The sequence below is a fragment of the Variovorax paradoxus B4 genome (genome assembly GCF_000463015.1).
Taxonomy (GTDB): domain Bacteria; phylum Pseudomonadota; class Gammaproteobacteria; order Burkholderiales; family Burkholderiaceae_C; genus Variovorax; species Variovorax paradoxus_E.
This window is the reverse complement of record NC_022247.1, coordinates 1,130,706-1,145,314: the sequence shown is the minus strand read 5'-3', so window position 1 is coordinate 1,145,314 and position 14,609 is coordinate 1,130,706. Positions and strand designations below refer to the sequence as shown.

The window sequence follows — 14,609 nt, the reverse complement described above, 5'->3', positions numbered from 1 at the left end:
GCTAGCTTCCGGTCAGCAGCCGCACGAGCCGCATCACCGGCCGGGGCTCGGCGGGCCAAGCCGCCGGTGCCTGCTGCGGCGCATGCACGCGCAGCCGCGCCGGCGTCAGCGCCGACAGTTCGATCCAGCCGCCGCGTTCCAGGCGATGCACCTCGCCCTCGTTCAGGACGGTCTTCGCGGTGAACACGGTGTCGCCGAACCATGAGGGCGGCGACACGAGCAGCGCGCTGCCCTCCAGCATCTCCAGCCAGGTGGCGGGGTCGAGCGCGGCGCGCAGGGCCTCGCCCGGTTGCAGGACGACGGTATCGGGCAGTCGGTCGAGAGTGAGGGGGGACATGGGGCGCCTTCGGGAGTTGGGTGCACTCATCGTAGGAATTCGGGCGCCCGGAAAACAGGCACACGCCAAGGCGATTCGCACCGGAACAGTGGTCGTCGCGGCGCATCTGTTATGGTCATTTTCCTTCGCAACTGCATCTGTTTTCGGATGCGCGATAGAGGGAGCATCGACACCATGGACTCGCTACCGCTCTACCGCCAGCTCGCAGCGCACTACGTGGACGCGATCCACACCGGCTCGCTCAAGCAGGGCGACAAGCTGCCTTCGCTGCGCAGCCTCATGCGCCTGCACGGCATCAGCCTGTCGACCGCGCTGCAGCTGTGCCGCACGATGGAAAGCGACGGCTGGGTCGAGGCGCGCGACCGCTCGGGCTACTTCGTGCGCCGGCCGCGGCGGCTGGCCATCGCGCCGATGGAGGAGCCCCCGGCCGGCGTGCCGCCCGACCCGGCGCAGTACGTGGGCATCCACGCCAAGGTCTCGGACTTCGTGGCGCGCCGCCGGCGGCTTCCCGAGAAGCTCAACTTTTCCATCGCGCGCGGCGCACCCGAGCTGTATCCCGCCGAGGCCCTGCGCAATGCGATGACGCGCATGCTGCGCCAGCGGCCCGACATGCTGACGGTCGCGGCGCCGCTCAAGGGCCATCGCCAGTTCCGGGAGGTGCTCGCGCAGCGCAGCCTGCGCGTGGGCATGGCGATCTCGCCGGAAGATATTTTGGTCACCAACGGCTGCATCGAGGCGCTCAACCTCGCGCTGCGTGCCGTGGCGCAGCCGGGCGACACGGTGGCGGTGGAATCGCCCACCTTCTACGGCCTGCTGCAGGTGCTCGAGAGCCTCGGCATGCGTGCGCTGGAAATCCCGACCAGCCCGCAGACCGGCCTCTCCATCGAAGCGCTGGAGCTCGCGATCCGCACCTACGACAACATCAAGGCCGTGGTGGTGGTGCCGCACCTGCAGAATCCGCTGGGCAGCGTGATGCCCGATGCCCACAAGGCGCGGCTCGCGCAGCTGTGCGAACGGCACGCGATTCCGCTGATCGAGGACGACACCTACAGCGAACTCGTCGACGCCCCGACGCCACCGCGCGCGCTCAAGTCCTGGGATGCCGGCGGCAACGTGATCCACTGCGCCTCGCTGCACAAGATCCTCGCGCCCGGCCTGCGCCTGGGCTGGATCACGGCCGGACGCTGGCACGCGCGAGTGGAGATGCTCAAGTACGCGCAGACCCGCAACAACGAAGGCCTGTCGCAAAGCGGGGCCGGCCTGTTCATGGCCACCGGCGGCTACGACCGCCATCTGCGCCATCTGCGCACCTGCCTGAAGACGCAGCGCGAGCAGACTGCCGATGCGATCGCCGGCTACTTTCCGACGGGCACGCGCATCAACCTGCCGCCCGGCGGGCTGCAGCTGTGGGTCGAGCTGCCCGAGCGCCTGTCGTCGTCGCGGGTCTTCGATGCGGCGCTCGCGGAGCGGATCGTGGTGGCACCCGGCACGCTGTTCTCCAACTCCTCGCGCTTCGATCACTACCTGCGCATCAACTGCGGCTGGCCGTACGGCGAGGCGGTCGACACGGGCCTGCGCCGCCTGGGCCAGATCATCGAGACGCTGATGAGCCGCAGCGCCGGTGCGGCAACGGCGCTGCCCGTTCGGCCGGCATCGCCCCCGGCTCCCGCCCGGCCGTCCGAGGCCCGCCGGAGTCAGTCGAGCAGTGCCAGGGCGGCGTAGTCGCCGACCTTTTCGCCCAGCCCGGCGGGCACCAGCAGCACGCCGCGCGTGAGCGGCTTGAGCTTGCCGTCGACCTGCGCCTGCAGCCGCGGCAGCAGAAAGTCGCGGTGGTGCCAGAACACGCTGCCGCCCAGGCTGATGCGCTGGAGATCGAGCGTGGCAATCAGGTTGTAGATCATCCGGCCCATGACGCGGCACAAGGCATCGACGATCTCGACGGCATGCGGTTCACCGCCCGAAGCGGCCGCGAACAGGTCGGGTGCGGGCTGCCCGAAGCGGCGCGCGATGGAGTTGCCCGCCACCAGCGCCTCCACGTCGCCGAGGTTGCCGCAGCCGCAGAGCGCGCCGCTGGCGTCGTCCGCCACGAAGCTGTGGCCCGCATGGCCGGCATTGCCGTTCTTGCCGCGCAGCGCACGGCCGTCCACGCACAGGCCCACACCCACACCGGTGCTCCAGGTGACGTAGGCGCAGTGATCCATGCCCTGCAGCGCGCCCCAGTGGCGCTCGGCCTCGAGCGCGGCCACGGCGTCGTTCTCGACCCGCACGCGGCCGAAGCGCCGGGCCAGCGGAGCTTCGATGATCGCCGTCATCCAGCTGTTGGGCAGGCCGCGCGCCGGTCCGGCAATGCCGCCGCAGATATTGGGCGTGGCCAGTTCCACCATGCCGTCGCGCAGCTCGAAGGGGCCGGTGGACGAGACGCCCACGCGGTCGATGTCGGCGGGAGCGATGCCCTGCTCGGCGCAGACCTCGTCGATCATCCGCATGATCTGCACCGCCACGGCGTCGTTGTCGCCGGTCTTGGCCGTCGGCTCGCTGCGGCGGCCGACCAGCGGCGCATCGCTCGAAGGGGAAAGGCTCACGGCCACCTTGGTGCCGCCGATGTCAACGCAGGCTCTCATCGCGTGGTACTTCTCTCTGGGGTCTCTGGGTTCATCGACAGCACTAGATGAAGCGCGCCACCAGCGCCGCGATCATGCTGAGCACCAGGGTGCTCGATATCGGCAGCTGCCAGTCGCGGCCGAAAGCGCGGAATTCGAAATCGCCAGGCAGCCGCCCGAAGCCGAACCGGCGCAGCCAGGCCGTGAGGCCGCTCATGAGCACCAGTGCAAGGACAACGACGATCAGCCAGCGGATCATGGGAACAGTCTAGGCCGCAAGGATGGCCATGGCTTGTCGGTGAAGTTCGGGCGTTGCGGCCGCAATCACCCGGCCGTCGGACGCGAGCCCCAGCGGCTGGCCCTGCCAGTCGGTGATGACGCCGCCCGCGGCCTCGATCACGCCCGCCGGGCCCAGGTAGTCGTAGGGCTGCAGCCCGGTTTCCACCACGAGGTCGATGGTGCCGCCCGCCAGCTGGGCATAGCCGTAGCAGTCGCCGCCGAAGCGCCGCATCGCGCACTGCCGGCTGAGCCGGTCGAAGGCCTGCCAGTCGGCGGGCGCAAAGATGTCGGGCGAGGTGGTGACGATGCGCGCCTTGGCCACTTCGGTGCAGCCGCTGGCGTGCACCGGCTGGCCGTCGCGCGTGGCGCCCCGGCCGGCCTGGCCGATCCAGCGCTCCTGCAGCACCGGCATGTCGACCATGCCGAGCACCACGCGCGAGCCCTGCAGCACGCCGATCAGCGTGCCCCAGAGCGGCGACCCGGTGATGAAGCTGCGCGTGCCGTCGATCGGGTCGAGCACCCAGACGCGGTCGGCATCGAGCCGCTCGAGGCCGTGCTCCTCGCCGAAGATGCCGTCCGCCGCGACGCGCGCGGCAAGTATCTCGCGCATGGCCGTCTCGGCGGCGCGGTCCGCCAGCGTCACGGGGCTCTCGTCGGCCTTGGTGATGATGTCGAGCGGCGTGCGGAAATAGCGCATCGACTGGGCGGCAGCGGCATCGGCCAGGGAGTGCGCAATCGACAGCAGATCAAGGGGGGAAGAGCTCATGGGAAACGAAGCGTGCCAAAACCTGCGATTAGACCCGAGCCGGGCCCGGTTTGACATGCGTGGGGCCACCGCTCTAGCATGGTCCGGAAATTGCCACATCGACCGCATGGCTTCATTCCAACTTCTGCGTACCGCCCTGCTGGCGCTTGTGCTCGGCCTTGCGGCCGCACTGGCCCAGGCCACCCCTTCCGCATCGGAGCAAAAGCTCATCGACACGTTGATCCTGCGCGTCTCGAAGATGACGACCGTGACCTTCATGCGCAACGGCAATGAGCACGACGCCGCCGATGCCGCCAAGCACATGCAGGCCAAGTTCGACTACTTCAAAGACGACATCGCCACGGCGGAAGACTTCATCGACCGCTGCGCCTCTCGCTCGGAAGTGACGGGCAAGGCCTACAAGGTGAAGATGCCGAACGGTTCGATGCGGGATGCCAACGAGTTCCTCAATGCCGAATTGCGCGCGCTGCGCCAGGGTGGCGGCAAGCCCGGAGCCGGTTGAACCCGCTGCGTCGGGGGAAAAGCATCAGAAGGGCGCGTCGCCCACGATGGTGGTGCGGTTCAAGCGGCGCCGCAGATGGTCGGGCGTGCCGGCCGCCAGGTGCATCAGCGAGCGGTTGTCCCAGAACACCAGGTCGTGCGGCGCCCATTGATGGCGGTACACGAACTCGGGCTTCACGCTGTGCGCGAACAGTTCGGCCAGGAGCGCGTCGCTTTCCTGCGGCGGCAGGCCGACGATGCGCGTCGTGAAATGCTCGCTGACGAACAACGCCTTGCGGCCGGTTTCGGGATGCGTGCGCACCACCGGCTGAACGGCAGGCGCAACCTGGTCGATCTGCGCCTGCGAGAGCTTGGGCCGCCACGGGTTCTTTGCGCGCAGATCTTCGTACTTGGCGAGGTAGCTGTGCTCGGCCTTGAGGGGGAGGATGCGCTGCTGGAGTTCGGGGCCCAGCGATTCCCAGGCGAGGTGCTGGTCGGCAAAGAGCGTGTCGCCGCCCTCGCTCGGCAGCTCCTGCGCATGGAGCAGCGAGCCCAGGCTGGGCTTGGGCCTGTAGGAGATGTCGGAGTGCCAGTAGACGCCCGCATCGCCCAGGCCGATGGGCTCGCCGTTCTCCTTGATGTTGGAGACGATCAGGATCTCGGGATGGTTCTTCAAATGGAACTGGTGCAGCACATGGATCTCGAGCGGGCCGAAGCGGCGGCTGAATTCGATGTGCTCGGCCGGGGTGATCTGCTGGTTGCGGAACACCAGCACGTGGTGGCCCAGATGCGCGCGGTGGATGCGCGCGAAATCTTCGTCGTTGATGGGCTGCGAGATGTCGAGGCCGACGATTTCTGCGCCTGCGGGGGCGTTGAAGGGGCGCACTTCGAAGTGCTGCGGGGCGGTCATTGCGCCAATGTAGGTTTGGATGAGGGGTTTCTCAACGAAATCCTTGTTGGTTGCTTATGGGCTTTTTTTTGAGTTCCGGGGCCGGGGCGAGACCCGGCCCCGGAAAACAAGCAAACCAAAGGGTCAAAGGGTATGACTCCGATCCCCCTCGGCAAACCCCATCGCATCCCAAGCATCCCCCACCGCAAACCCCACCACCTTGAACAGCTCCCCCATCTCATGCTCATGAACGAGCCGAGCCGCCATCCCTCTTTCGGCAGTGCTGCCTTGTTCCATCCTCTCCAGCAGCCCGCAGTTCAGCAGAAAGCGCGCCTGGCTGGTGTAGCCCAGCACCTCGAGCCCGGCTTCCTGCCCCGCGAGTGCAATGCCGGTGAAATTGACGTGCGCCGTGATGTCCTTGTAGCCCACGTCGGACAGCGGATCGCCATCGGCCTGGTGCGCGCGGTGGCACATCACCGTGCCCATGTGGCGCTGCGGGTGGTAGTACTCGCGCTCCGGAAAACCATAGTCGATGAAGAAGGCCGCCCCCTTTTTCAGGCGGTCCGCCAGGGTCGCGACGAAGGCCTCGGCCTGCGGATGGATTTCGGTCAGGTAGTCGTGCTCGCCGGGCACCTCGAACGGCGGCCGGAGGGCGGTCGCGCGGTCGGCCCAGGCCCAGCCGTCGGCGCGCGCATTGCGCACCACGCCGCGCTCGAACCATTGGCCACCCACGCGGGCCAGCAGCTGCACCGGCATCGCGTCGAGCACCTCGTTGCCGACCACCACGCCCTGCATCGCCTCCGGCAATTCGCCGAGCCATTCGACGCGGTCCGCGTAGCGCACCAGCGCCTGCTGCTGGCGCTCGCGCAAGGTGCCGGAGAGGTCGACGATGCGGTAGCGCACGTCGCCGCGGCCCATCTCGTCGAGCGCATGCAGCAACTGCACGGCGAGCGCCCCCGTGCCGGCGCCGAACTCCCAGACCGTGTCGGTGCCGGTCTTCTCCAATGCCTCGGCCACCTGCGCCGCGAGCGCCTGCCCGAACATGGGCGTGAGCTCCGGCGCCGTCACGAAGTCGCTGCCCGAAGACGGCATGTGGCCGAACTTGGCCGAGCTGTTGGCGTAGTAGCCCAGCCCCGGCGCATACAGGGCCAGCGCCATGAAGCGGTCGAAGCCGATCCATCCGCCCGCGCGTTCCACCGAACGGGCGATCAGGATATCGAGGGCGATGGGTAAACTGTTTGTCGTCGTTTTTGTCGTCACCCGCCGATTCTCCCTTCTCTCCCCGCATGAGCACAGTGCCCCTTCCTCCTGTTACGCCGGCCCGCCGCACCGTCCTGGTCACGGGTGCCGGCCGCCGGCTGGGCCGCGAGATCGCGCTGGCGCTTGCCGCGGGGGGCTGGCAGGTGGCGGTGCACTACCGCAGCTCGCGCGCCGAGGCCGAGCAAACGGCGGCCGATTGCGCGGGCCTCTCCGGCAGCTCGGCGGTCTTCGAGGCCGACCTGCTCGACGAAGGCGCCACCCGCGCCTTGCTGCCGCGCGTGGCGGCGCACTTCGGCAGCGTCGATGCCGTGGTCCACAGTGCGGCTCTCTTCGAGCATGACGACGCCGCCAGCTTCAGCTACGCGCTCATGGAGCGCCATGCGCGCAGCAACACCGGTGCGGCCATTCTGCTGGCGCAGGCGCTGCGCGACCACCTGGCGCTGCGCGACGCGCAGGGCGCGGTGGTGCACCTGCTCGACCAGAAGCTCTGGAACCCCAACCCCGACTTTCTCAGCTACACGCTGTCGAAGGCCGCGCTCGAGGCCGCCACGCCCATGCTGGCGCTGGCGCTGGCGCCGCGCGTACGGGTGGTGGGCGTGGCGCCCGGCCTCACGCTGCCCAGCCACATGCTGGACGAAGACAGGTTCTCGAAGCTGCACAAGCTCTCGCCGCTGGGCCGCTCTTCCACGCCGGCCGACGTGGCGGCCACGGTGAAGTTCGCGCTGGAAAACAACTCGATCACCGGCACCACGCTCCTGGTGGACGGCGGCCAGCACCTCATGAAATTCGACCGCGACTTCTCGCTGATGTGAGCCCCACCATGTCCTCTACCCCGATCGGCCGCCAGACACTCACCCTGCAAGGGCTGCGCTTCGACGCCAACCTGGGCATCCTCGACCAGGAAAAGACGGCGCCGCAGCCGATCCAGGTCGATGCCGAGCTGCACCTGGGTGCGCAGCCGCTGATGCCGAAGGACGACGACATCTTCCACGTGCTGGACTACCGCAAGGTGCGCCGCATCATCATCGACGAGTGCACGGCCGAGCATGTGAACCTGCTCGAAACGCTCATCGGCAAGCTCGCGCAGCGGCTGCTACAACTGCCCGGCGTGGTCGGCGTGCGGGTGAAGATCGCCAAGCTCGAAATCTTCGACGACTGCGAGGTGGCTATCCGCATGGAAGCCGGGGAATGGTGAACCGAGGCAAAATCGGGCCCTCCCCCCGATTTGCCTGACCGAAGCAGCCCACCCATGAACGCCGTCTGGATCGACGAGGCGCCCGTCGCCGGCGCCACCACCACCCATTCCCTGAAGATCGAACGCGAGACGCACAAGCTCGAGAAGCGCCTGTGCCGCGAGGTCGGCCGCGCCATCGTCGACTACAACATGATCGAAGAGGGCGACAAGGTCATGGTGTGCGTCTCGGGCGGGAAGGACAGCTACGCCATGCTGGACATCCTGCTCAAGCTCAAGGCCCGCGCCCCCATTCACTTCGACATCGTCGCGGTCAACCTCGACCAGAAGCAGCCCGGCTTTCCCGAAGAGGTGCTGCCCAAGTACCTGAGCGAACTCGGCGTGGCCTTCCACATCGAGAACCAGGACACCTACAGCATCGTCAAGCGCGTGATTCCCGAGGGCAAGACGACCTGCGGCCTGTGCAGCCGGCTGCGCCGCGGCATCCTGTACCGGGTGGCGGACGAACTGGGCGCCACCAAGGTCGCGCTCGGCCACCACCGCGACGACATGCTGCAGACTTTCTTCCTCAACATGTTCTTCGCGGGCAAGCTCAAGAGCATGCCGCCCAAGCTGGTGAGCGACGACGGCAAGCACATCGTGATCCGCCCGCTCGCCTACGTGGCCGAGAAAGACCTGGTGCGCTGGGCCCAGCACCGCGAATTCCCGATCATTCCCTGCACCCTCTGCGGCAGCCAGGAAAACCTGCAGCGCAAGCAGGTCGGCGAAATGCTGCGCGAGTGGGACAAGAAGCACCCGGGCCGCGTGGAGAACATGTTCACCGCGCTGCAGAACGTGGTGCCTTCGCACCTGCTCGACGGAACACGGCACGACTTCAAGGGTCTGAGGGCGACCGGCGTGGCCGACGAAGACGGCGACAAGGCCTTCGACACGCCCTCTTTCGACCTGCTCTCCCAGGCACCTGCAGCCCTGCGCATCCTTCAGGGCTGAGCGGGCAACCCAGGGGAATTTTGGGCCGCCGAGCCCGGAGATCCTCATGAAACGTGCGTTTTCAGCTCTTCTTTTGGTAGCAACCCTGAGCGGCTGCGCCACCTCCTGGGTGGTCGACAGCGATGTGAAAAGCTTCTCGTCGCTCAGCACCATGCCGCCCGGCGCCACCTACCGCTTCGAGCGCCTGCCTTCGCAGCAGGCCGACCCCGCCCGGCAGGAATCGCTCGAGGCCATGGCCGCCGCCGCGCTCGACAAGGTCGGCCTGCGCCGCGACGATGCCAGGCCGCAGTACAGCGCGCAGATCGGCGCCCGCGTCACGGCCGGCCTCTCGCCCTGGGCCGACCCGTGGCTCTTCGACGGCCCCTGGGGTTACGGCTATCCCGGCTACGCACGCCGCTGGTATGGGTATGGCGGCGGCTGGTATGGCGGCCCTGCCTTCATGCCCCCCGCGGCCAACCCCTGGTACGAGCGCGAAGTGAGCATCGTCCTGCGCGACATCGGCTCGAACCGCGTGGTCTACGAGACGCGGGCCCGCAACGACGGCCCCTACAACGTCAGCGCGACCATCCTGCCGGTGATGTTCCAGGCCGCGCTGCAGGGCTTTCCGAACCCGCCGCAGGGCGAGCGCCGGGTGAACATCGAGCTGCCGACCGCGAAGAAATGACGCGCTTCTAGAATCCTGCCAGATGGAAGAAGTCACCCGCCTGATTGCCGTTCGCCATGGCGAAACCGCCTGGAATGTCGACACGCGCATCCAGGGCCAGCTCGACATCGGTCTCAACGACACCGGGTTCTGGCAGGCCCGGCGCGTCGGACAGGCGCTGACGCACGAGGACATCGGCGCGATCTACGCCAGCGACCTGTCGCGCGCCTGGCAGACCGCGCAGGAGATCGCCAGGCCCCACGGCCTGGCGGTGCAGCCCGAGCCCGGCCTGCGCGAACGCGCCTTCGGCCGCTTCGAGGGCATGAGCTTTGCCGAGATCGAGTCCACCCTGCCCGAGCAGGCCAGGCGCTGGCGCGAGCGCGATCCCGAATTCCAGCCCGAGGGCGGCGAGAGCCTGCTGGTCTTCCGCGAACGGGTGACGCGCATTGCGTCGAAGCTGGCCGCCCGCCATCCGGGCCAGCTGGTGGCGCTGGTGGCGCACGGCGGCGTGATGGACGTGCTCTACCGCGCCGCCACGCGCCAGGAGCTGCAGGCGCCGCGCACCTGGCAGCTCGGCAATGCGGCCATCAACCGCATGCTGTGGACGCCCGAGGGCTTCAGTCTGGTCGGCTGGAGCGACATCGCCCACCTGGCGGCGGACGACGACGTTCTCGACGAAACAACAACCTAGGCGTGCGACGCCGCGTGCCCCGCGGCACCGGCCTCGGCCTTCGCCTCGCCCGGCAGGTCGACCATCGGCCCCGTGCCGCTGTAGCGGTCGAGCGCCAGGTAGATCGCAGGCGTGATGTAGAGCGTGATCACCTGCGAAAAGATCAGCCCGCCCACCACCGCCACGCCCAGCGGCTGACGCAGTTCGGCGCCGGCGCCCAGCCCCAATGCGAGCGGCAGCGCGCCCATCAGCGCGGCCAGCGTGGTCATCAGGATCGGGCGGAAACGCAGCCGGCAGGCCTCGCGGATCGCATCGACCGGCTTCATGCCCTCGGTGCGCTGCGCGTCGAGCGCGAAGTCGATCATCATGATCGCGTTCTTCTTCACGATGCCGATCAGGAGCAGGATGCCGATGGTCGCGATCAGCGTCAGGTCGAAGCCGAGGATCTTCAGCGAGAGCAAGGCGCCCACGGCCGCCGACGGCAGCCCGGCCAGGATGGTCAGCGGGTGGATGTAGCTTTCGTACAGCACGCCCAGCAGCACGTAGATCACGAGCACGGCCAGCACCAGCAGCACCGCCTGGCTGGCCTGCGAGCTCTGGAACACCGCCGCATCGCCGCCGTAGGTGGTGATGATCGACTGCGGCATCTTCAGCTCTTGCTTGAACTGGTCGATCTTCGCGGTCGCGTTGCCCAGCGGCACGTCCGGCGCGAGGTTGAACGACACCGTCACGGCCTGCAGCTGCCCCTGGTGGTTGACCGAGGTGGGCCCCACGGTGCGCTTGACGGTCGAGAAGGCCGACAGCGGCACCAGCCGGCCGCTGGTGCTGCGCACCGACAGGCGCGAGACGTCGTCCTCGAACTGCCGATCGTTGTCGGCGGCCGAGAGAATCACCTGGTAGGTGTTGCTCGCGCCGTAGATGCTGCCGATCTGCCGGTCGCCATACGCGTTGTAGAGCGCGGTGCGCAGGTCGCCCACGGCGACGCCAAGCACGCCGGCCTTGTCGCGGTCGATCTCCAGCGTGGCCTGCAGGCCGCGGTTCTGCGAATCGCTGGTGACGTCGCGGAAAGCCGGGTCGGCGCGCATGCGCTCCATGAGCCGCGTGGCCCAGGGCACCATCTCGCCCGCGTTGACGCTCTGCAACGTGTACTGAAAGCGCGCCTTGCTCTGGCGGCCGCCCAGGCGCAGGTTCTGCACCGGCTGCATGTAGACCGCAATGCCCGGAATCTCGCGGAAGCGCTGGCGCAGCGACTCGAGCACCGCGGCCATCTTGGGGCGCTCGCTGCGCGGCTTGAGCACGGCGAACAGGCGGCCGGAATTCTGCGTGGCGGTCGGCCCGCCCACACCGACGAACGAGCTCACGTAGGCCACGCTCGGATCGGCCTGGAGCGAAGCGGCCACGCGGTCCTGCAGCGCCTTCATGGCGGTGAAGGAAATGTCCTCGGCCGCTTCGGTGGTGATCTGGATCTGCCCGATGTCTTCCTCGGGAAAGAAGCCCTTCGGAATGGAGATGAACAGCCAGGCCGTGACGACGAAGGTGCCGCCGGCCACCAGCAGCATCAGCTTGCGGTGCGCGAGCGTCCAGTCGAGCGTACGCATGTAGCTCGCATGCACCCAGCGGTAGCCGCGCTCGAAACCGCGTCCAACGGCAGTGCCGGGCTCGGGGTGCTCTTCCTCGTGGTCGAGCACGCCTTCCTTGCGCGGCACGTGCTTGAGCAGCCGGCTCGCAAGCATCGGCACCAGCGTGAGCGACACGATGGCCGACACCAGCACCGCCAGCGCCACCACCACCGCGAATTCATGGAACAGGAGGCCGATCACGCCCGGCATGAAGAAGATGGGAATGAACACCGCCACCAGCGAGATCGAGATCGAGATGATGGTGAAGCCCACCTCGCGCGCGCCGCGCAGCGCCGCGGCCATCGGCTCCATGCCCTTCTCGACGTAGCGCATGATGTTTTCGAGCACCACGATCGCGTCGTCCACCACCAGGCCCACGGCCAGCGTGATGCCCAGCAGCGAGACGTTGTCCAGGCTGTAGCCGAAGGCATAGAGCAGCGCCACCGCGCCGATCAGCGAGATGGGAATGGTCGCGGCCGGAATCAGCGTGGCCACCAGCCGGTGCAGGAACAGGAAGATCACCAGCACCACCAGCGCAACGGTGCCCAGCAGCGTGAGCTGCACGTCGTGCACGGCTTCGCGAATGGACAACGAGCGGTCGTTCACCATGTGGATCTCGACCGATTGCGGCAGCTCGGCCCTGAAGCGCGGGATGAGCGCGCGCACCGCATCCACCACCTCCACGGTGTTGGCATTGGGTTGGCGCTGCACGGCCAGCGAGATCGAGCTCTGGCCGTTGAAGCTGCTGGCGGTCTTGACCGATTCGAAGCTGTCCTCGATGGTGGCCACTTCGTCGAGCCGCACCGGCGCGCCGTTGCGCTGCCCGACGATCAGCTTGGCGAAGTCTTCCGCCTTGGTGAGCTGCCGGTTGGCCTGGATGGTGAGCGTCTGGCGCGGCCCGTCGAGCACGCCGACGGGCGTGTTGGCGTTGGCCGAGTTCACCGCCTTGGCCAGTTCGTCGAGCGTGATGTTGCGCGCGTTGAGCAGGTCGGCGTTGGCCTTGATGCGCACCGCAAAGGCCTTGCGGCCGTACACGGCCACTTGCGCCACACCGTCGATGGTGGAGAGCGTGGGCGAAATCAGGTTCTCGGCATAGTCGTTGAGCTCGGCCGGGTTCATCGACGGCGAGATCAGCGAGATGAACAGCACCGGCGCATCGGCCGGGTTCACCTTGCGGTACGAAGGCAACTGCGTCAGCTCCTGCGGCAGCTGGCGCTGGGCGCGCAGCAGCGCGGCCTGCACGTCGACGGCCGCGGCGTCGATGTCGCGGCTGCTCACGAACTCCAGCGTGATCGAGCTCACGCCCTGGGTGTTGACCGAGCTGATGGTCTGCAGGCCCGGAATGGTCGAGAACTGCTTCTCGAGCGGCAGCGCGACCGACGAAGCCATGGTGTCCGGGCTCGCGCCCGGCAGCTGGGCGTTCACGTTGATGACCGGCGTGTTGTAGCTCGGCAGCGCGGCGACCGGGATGCTGAAATAGGCAAAGACGCCGGCGACCACCGCCGCGGCGGACAACAGCACCGTCATCGCCGGACGACGGATGCACAGCTCCGAGATGTTCATGCGCGTTCCCGCGGAGGCTGGGGTGCGTCCGACGAGGCCGCACTGCCCGGTGTGACGCCGGTGGTGCCCGCCGGTGCGGGCTTTTTGTCGAGGCGGACCTTGCCGCCAGGGCGCACGTTCTGGCTGCCCTCGATGACCACCTGCTCGCCCGGCTCGACACCGCTCAGTGCCACCTTCGTGCCGAAGGTATGGAGCACCTGCACCTTGCGGCGCTTGGCATTCATGGCCTCATCGACCACGTAGAGCGAAGCGCCGTCGGACAGCATCATGAGCGCCGCGGCCGGCACCACCGTGGCGCCGGAGAGCGTGCGAACCGTGATCCGCGTGCCGACGAACTGGCCCGGCCAGAGGCTCTGGTCGGCGTTGTCGAACACCGCCTTGGCGCGCACGGTGCCGATCTGCGGATCGACCGTGTTGTCGACGAAATTCAACACACCGCTGAGCGGCTCCTTGCGCCCGGCGACGAGCGCCTCGACCTTGGCCCGGCTGCGCGCCGCCGCCAGCAAGTCCTGCAGGTTGGCCTCCGGCACCGGGAAACTCACCGCGATGGGGTCGAGTTGCGTGATGGTGACCAGCGACAGCGTGGGCTGCACCAGCGTGCCGGGGTAGATGTTGACGGCGCCGATGCGCCCCGCAATGGGCGCGCGCAGCGTGGCGTAGCCCAGCGCCACCTGCGCCGACTGCACCGCGGCGCGGTCGGCCGCCACCGCGGCGCGCTGCGCCTCGAGTTGCGACAGCGTGGCGTCCGCGGCGCTCTTGGCAATGAAGTTCTGCGCCACCAGTTCCTGGCTGCGCTTGTACTGGCGCTCGAGGTCGGCCATGGTGGCCTCGTCGCGCTTCTGCTGGGCGCGGGCGCGGGCCAGGTTGGCCTGGTCGTTGCGATCGTCGAGCGTGAAGAGCAGCTGGCCCGCCTTCACGAACTGCCCTTCCTTCACGTGCACCGCCTGGACCGTGTTGGTCACCTGCGGCCGCAGGTCGACGCTGTTGAGCGAGACCACGCTGCCGTTCACCTGCACAGTGACCGGCACGTCCTGCCGCTCGGCGGTGGCGAGCGTGACGAGCGCGGCCGGTGCACTGCCTGCGGGCGCGCCGCCGGCGGCGGCCGGCCTGGCGTTCTTTGCCGCGATGCGGTCGCCCGACCCGTTCCACCACCATCCCGCGACGGCTACGATCAACACACCTGCAAGGGCGAGGACGAGTTTTTTCTTCATGGGTTCTTGTGCACTTTGGGCTGACAGCGGCTATTGGAGCAGCCGTCGACTTGCAGTGTCCATGAGTGCCGTAAAGATAAGTAAAGCCGCAATGCCAGGGCCCATCTACA

The 14,609-nt window shown here is 68.0% G+C and carries 15 protein-coding genes; 7 read left to right on the top strand and 8 right to left on the bottom strand.

Annotated features, from left to right (window positions below; translation table 11 throughout):
- Position 1 precedes the first annotated feature (1 nt).
- Entirely contained in the window at positions 2-337 is a 336-nt protein-coding gene (locus tag VAPA_RS05130) for a hypothetical protein (RefSeq protein ID WP_021005703.1), read from the bottom strand.
- A gap of 174 nt (positions 338-511) precedes the next feature.
- On the opposite strand from VAPA_RS05130, the gene VAPA_RS05125 reads away from it, so the two are divergent.
- Positions 512-2,059: an aminotransferase-like domain-containing protein gene (locus VAPA_RS05125; RefSeq protein WP_021005702.1), complete on the top strand. Its 1,548-nt coding sequence runs from the start codon at positions 512-514 to the stop codon at positions 2,057-2,059.
- On the opposite strand, the gene VAPA_RS05120 is transcribed toward VAPA_RS05125, so the two are convergent.
- Genes VAPA_RS05120 through hisN form a run of 3 tightly spaced genes read right to left on the bottom strand, consistent with a single transcriptional unit; the run spans position 2,032 to position 3,982 of the window.
- The gene (locus tag VAPA_RS05120; protein ID WP_021005701.1) at positions 2,032-2,958 is read right to left on the bottom strand and encodes an ROK family protein; all 927 of its coding nucleotides are present in this window, start codon (positions 2,956-2,958) and stop codon (positions 2,032-2,034) included. The two genes, VAPA_RS05125 and VAPA_RS05120, sit on opposite strands and share 28 nt — an antisense overlap.
- 43 nt (positions 2,959-3,001) lie before the next feature.
- The gene (locus VAPA_RS05115; protein ID WP_021005700.1) at positions 3,002-3,196 is read right to left on the bottom strand and encodes a DUF2905 domain-containing protein; all 195 of its coding nucleotides are present in this window, start codon (positions 3,194-3,196) and stop codon (positions 3,002-3,004) included.
- Between the two features lie 9 nt (positions 3,197-3,205).
- The gene (gene hisN, locus VAPA_RS05110) at positions 3,206-3,982 is read right to left on the bottom strand and encodes a histidinol-phosphatase (protein ID WP_021005699.1); all 777 of its coding nucleotides are present in this window, start codon (positions 3,980-3,982) and stop codon (positions 3,206-3,208) included.
- 106 nt (positions 3,983-4,088) lie between these two features.
- Between hisN and VAPA_RS05105 the strand changes: the two genes are divergently transcribed.
- Entirely contained in the window at positions 4,089-4,484 is a 396-nt protein-coding gene (locus VAPA_RS05105) for a DUF5329 family protein (RefSeq protein ID WP_021005698.1), read from the top strand.
- A gap of 24 nt (positions 4,485-4,508) precedes the next feature.
- On the opposite strand, the gene VAPA_RS05100 is transcribed toward VAPA_RS05105, so the two are convergent.
- Together VAPA_RS05100 and VAPA_RS05095 are read right to left on the bottom strand one after the other, a co-directional pair.
- Entirely contained in the window at positions 4,509-5,372 is an 864-nt protein-coding gene (locus VAPA_RS05100) for a TauD/TfdA dioxygenase family protein (protein ID WP_021005697.1), read from the bottom strand.
- A gap of 123 nt (positions 5,373-5,495) precedes the next feature.
- Positions 5,496-6,611: a class I SAM-dependent methyltransferase gene (locus tag VAPA_RS05095; protein ID WP_021005696.1), complete on the bottom strand. Its 1,116-nt coding sequence runs from the start codon at positions 6,609-6,611 to the stop codon at positions 5,496-5,498.
- A gap of 26 nt (positions 6,612-6,637) precedes the next feature.
- On the opposite strand from VAPA_RS05095, the gene VAPA_RS05090 reads away from it, so the two are divergent.
- The 5 genes from VAPA_RS05090 to VAPA_RS05070 are packed head-to-tail and all read left to right on the top strand — an operon-like array spanning position 6,638 to position 10,127.
- Positions 6,638-7,423 carry an SDR family oxidoreductase gene (locus VAPA_RS05090; RefSeq protein ID WP_021005695.1) on the top strand — a complete coding sequence of 262 codons (786 nt, stop codon included), beginning with the start codon at positions 6,638-6,640 and terminating at the stop codon, positions 7,421-7,423.
- An 8-nt stretch (positions 7,424-7,431) separates the two neighbouring features.
- Positions 7,432-7,806: a dihydroneopterin aldolase gene (locus VAPA_RS05085; protein WP_021005694.1), complete on the top strand. Its 375-nt coding sequence runs from the start codon at positions 7,432-7,434 to the stop codon at positions 7,804-7,806.
- 54 nt (positions 7,807-7,860) lie between these two features.
- Entirely contained in the window at positions 7,861-8,793 is a 933-nt protein-coding gene (gene ttcA / locus VAPA_RS05080; protein WP_021005693.1) for a tRNA 2-thiocytidine(32) synthetase TtcA, read from the top strand.
- 46 nt (positions 8,794-8,839) lie between these two features.
- The gene (locus tag VAPA_RS05075) at positions 8,840-9,457 is read left to right on the top strand and encodes a DUF4136 domain-containing protein (RefSeq protein WP_021005692.1); all 618 of its coding nucleotides are present in this window, start codon (positions 8,840-8,842) and stop codon (positions 9,455-9,457) included.
- Positions 9,458-9,479: 22 nt separating this feature from the next.
- On the top strand, positions 9,480-10,127 hold the full coding sequence (locus VAPA_RS05070; protein WP_021005691.1) for a histidine phosphatase family protein: 648 nt from the start codon (positions 9,480-9,482) through the stop codon (positions 10,125-10,127).
- Here VAPA_RS05070 and VAPA_RS05065 read toward each other — a convergent pair.
- Together VAPA_RS05065 and VAPA_RS05060 are read right to left on the bottom strand one after the other, a co-directional pair.
- Positions 10,124-13,288 carry an efflux RND transporter permease subunit gene (locus VAPA_RS05065; RefSeq protein WP_021005690.1) on the bottom strand — a complete coding sequence of 1,055 codons (3,165 nt, stop codon included), beginning with the start codon at positions 13,286-13,288 and terminating at the stop codon, positions 10,124-10,126. The genes VAPA_RS05070 and VAPA_RS05065 overlap by 4 nt on opposite strands.
- On the bottom strand, positions 13,285-14,415 hold the full coding sequence (locus tag VAPA_RS05060; RefSeq protein ID WP_041946342.1) for an efflux RND transporter periplasmic adaptor subunit: 1,131 nt from the start codon (positions 14,413-14,415) through the stop codon (positions 13,285-13,287). The genes VAPA_RS05065 and VAPA_RS05060 overlap by 4 nt, the downstream gene beginning before the upstream one ends.
- Positions 14,416-14,609: the final 194 nt, after the last annotated feature.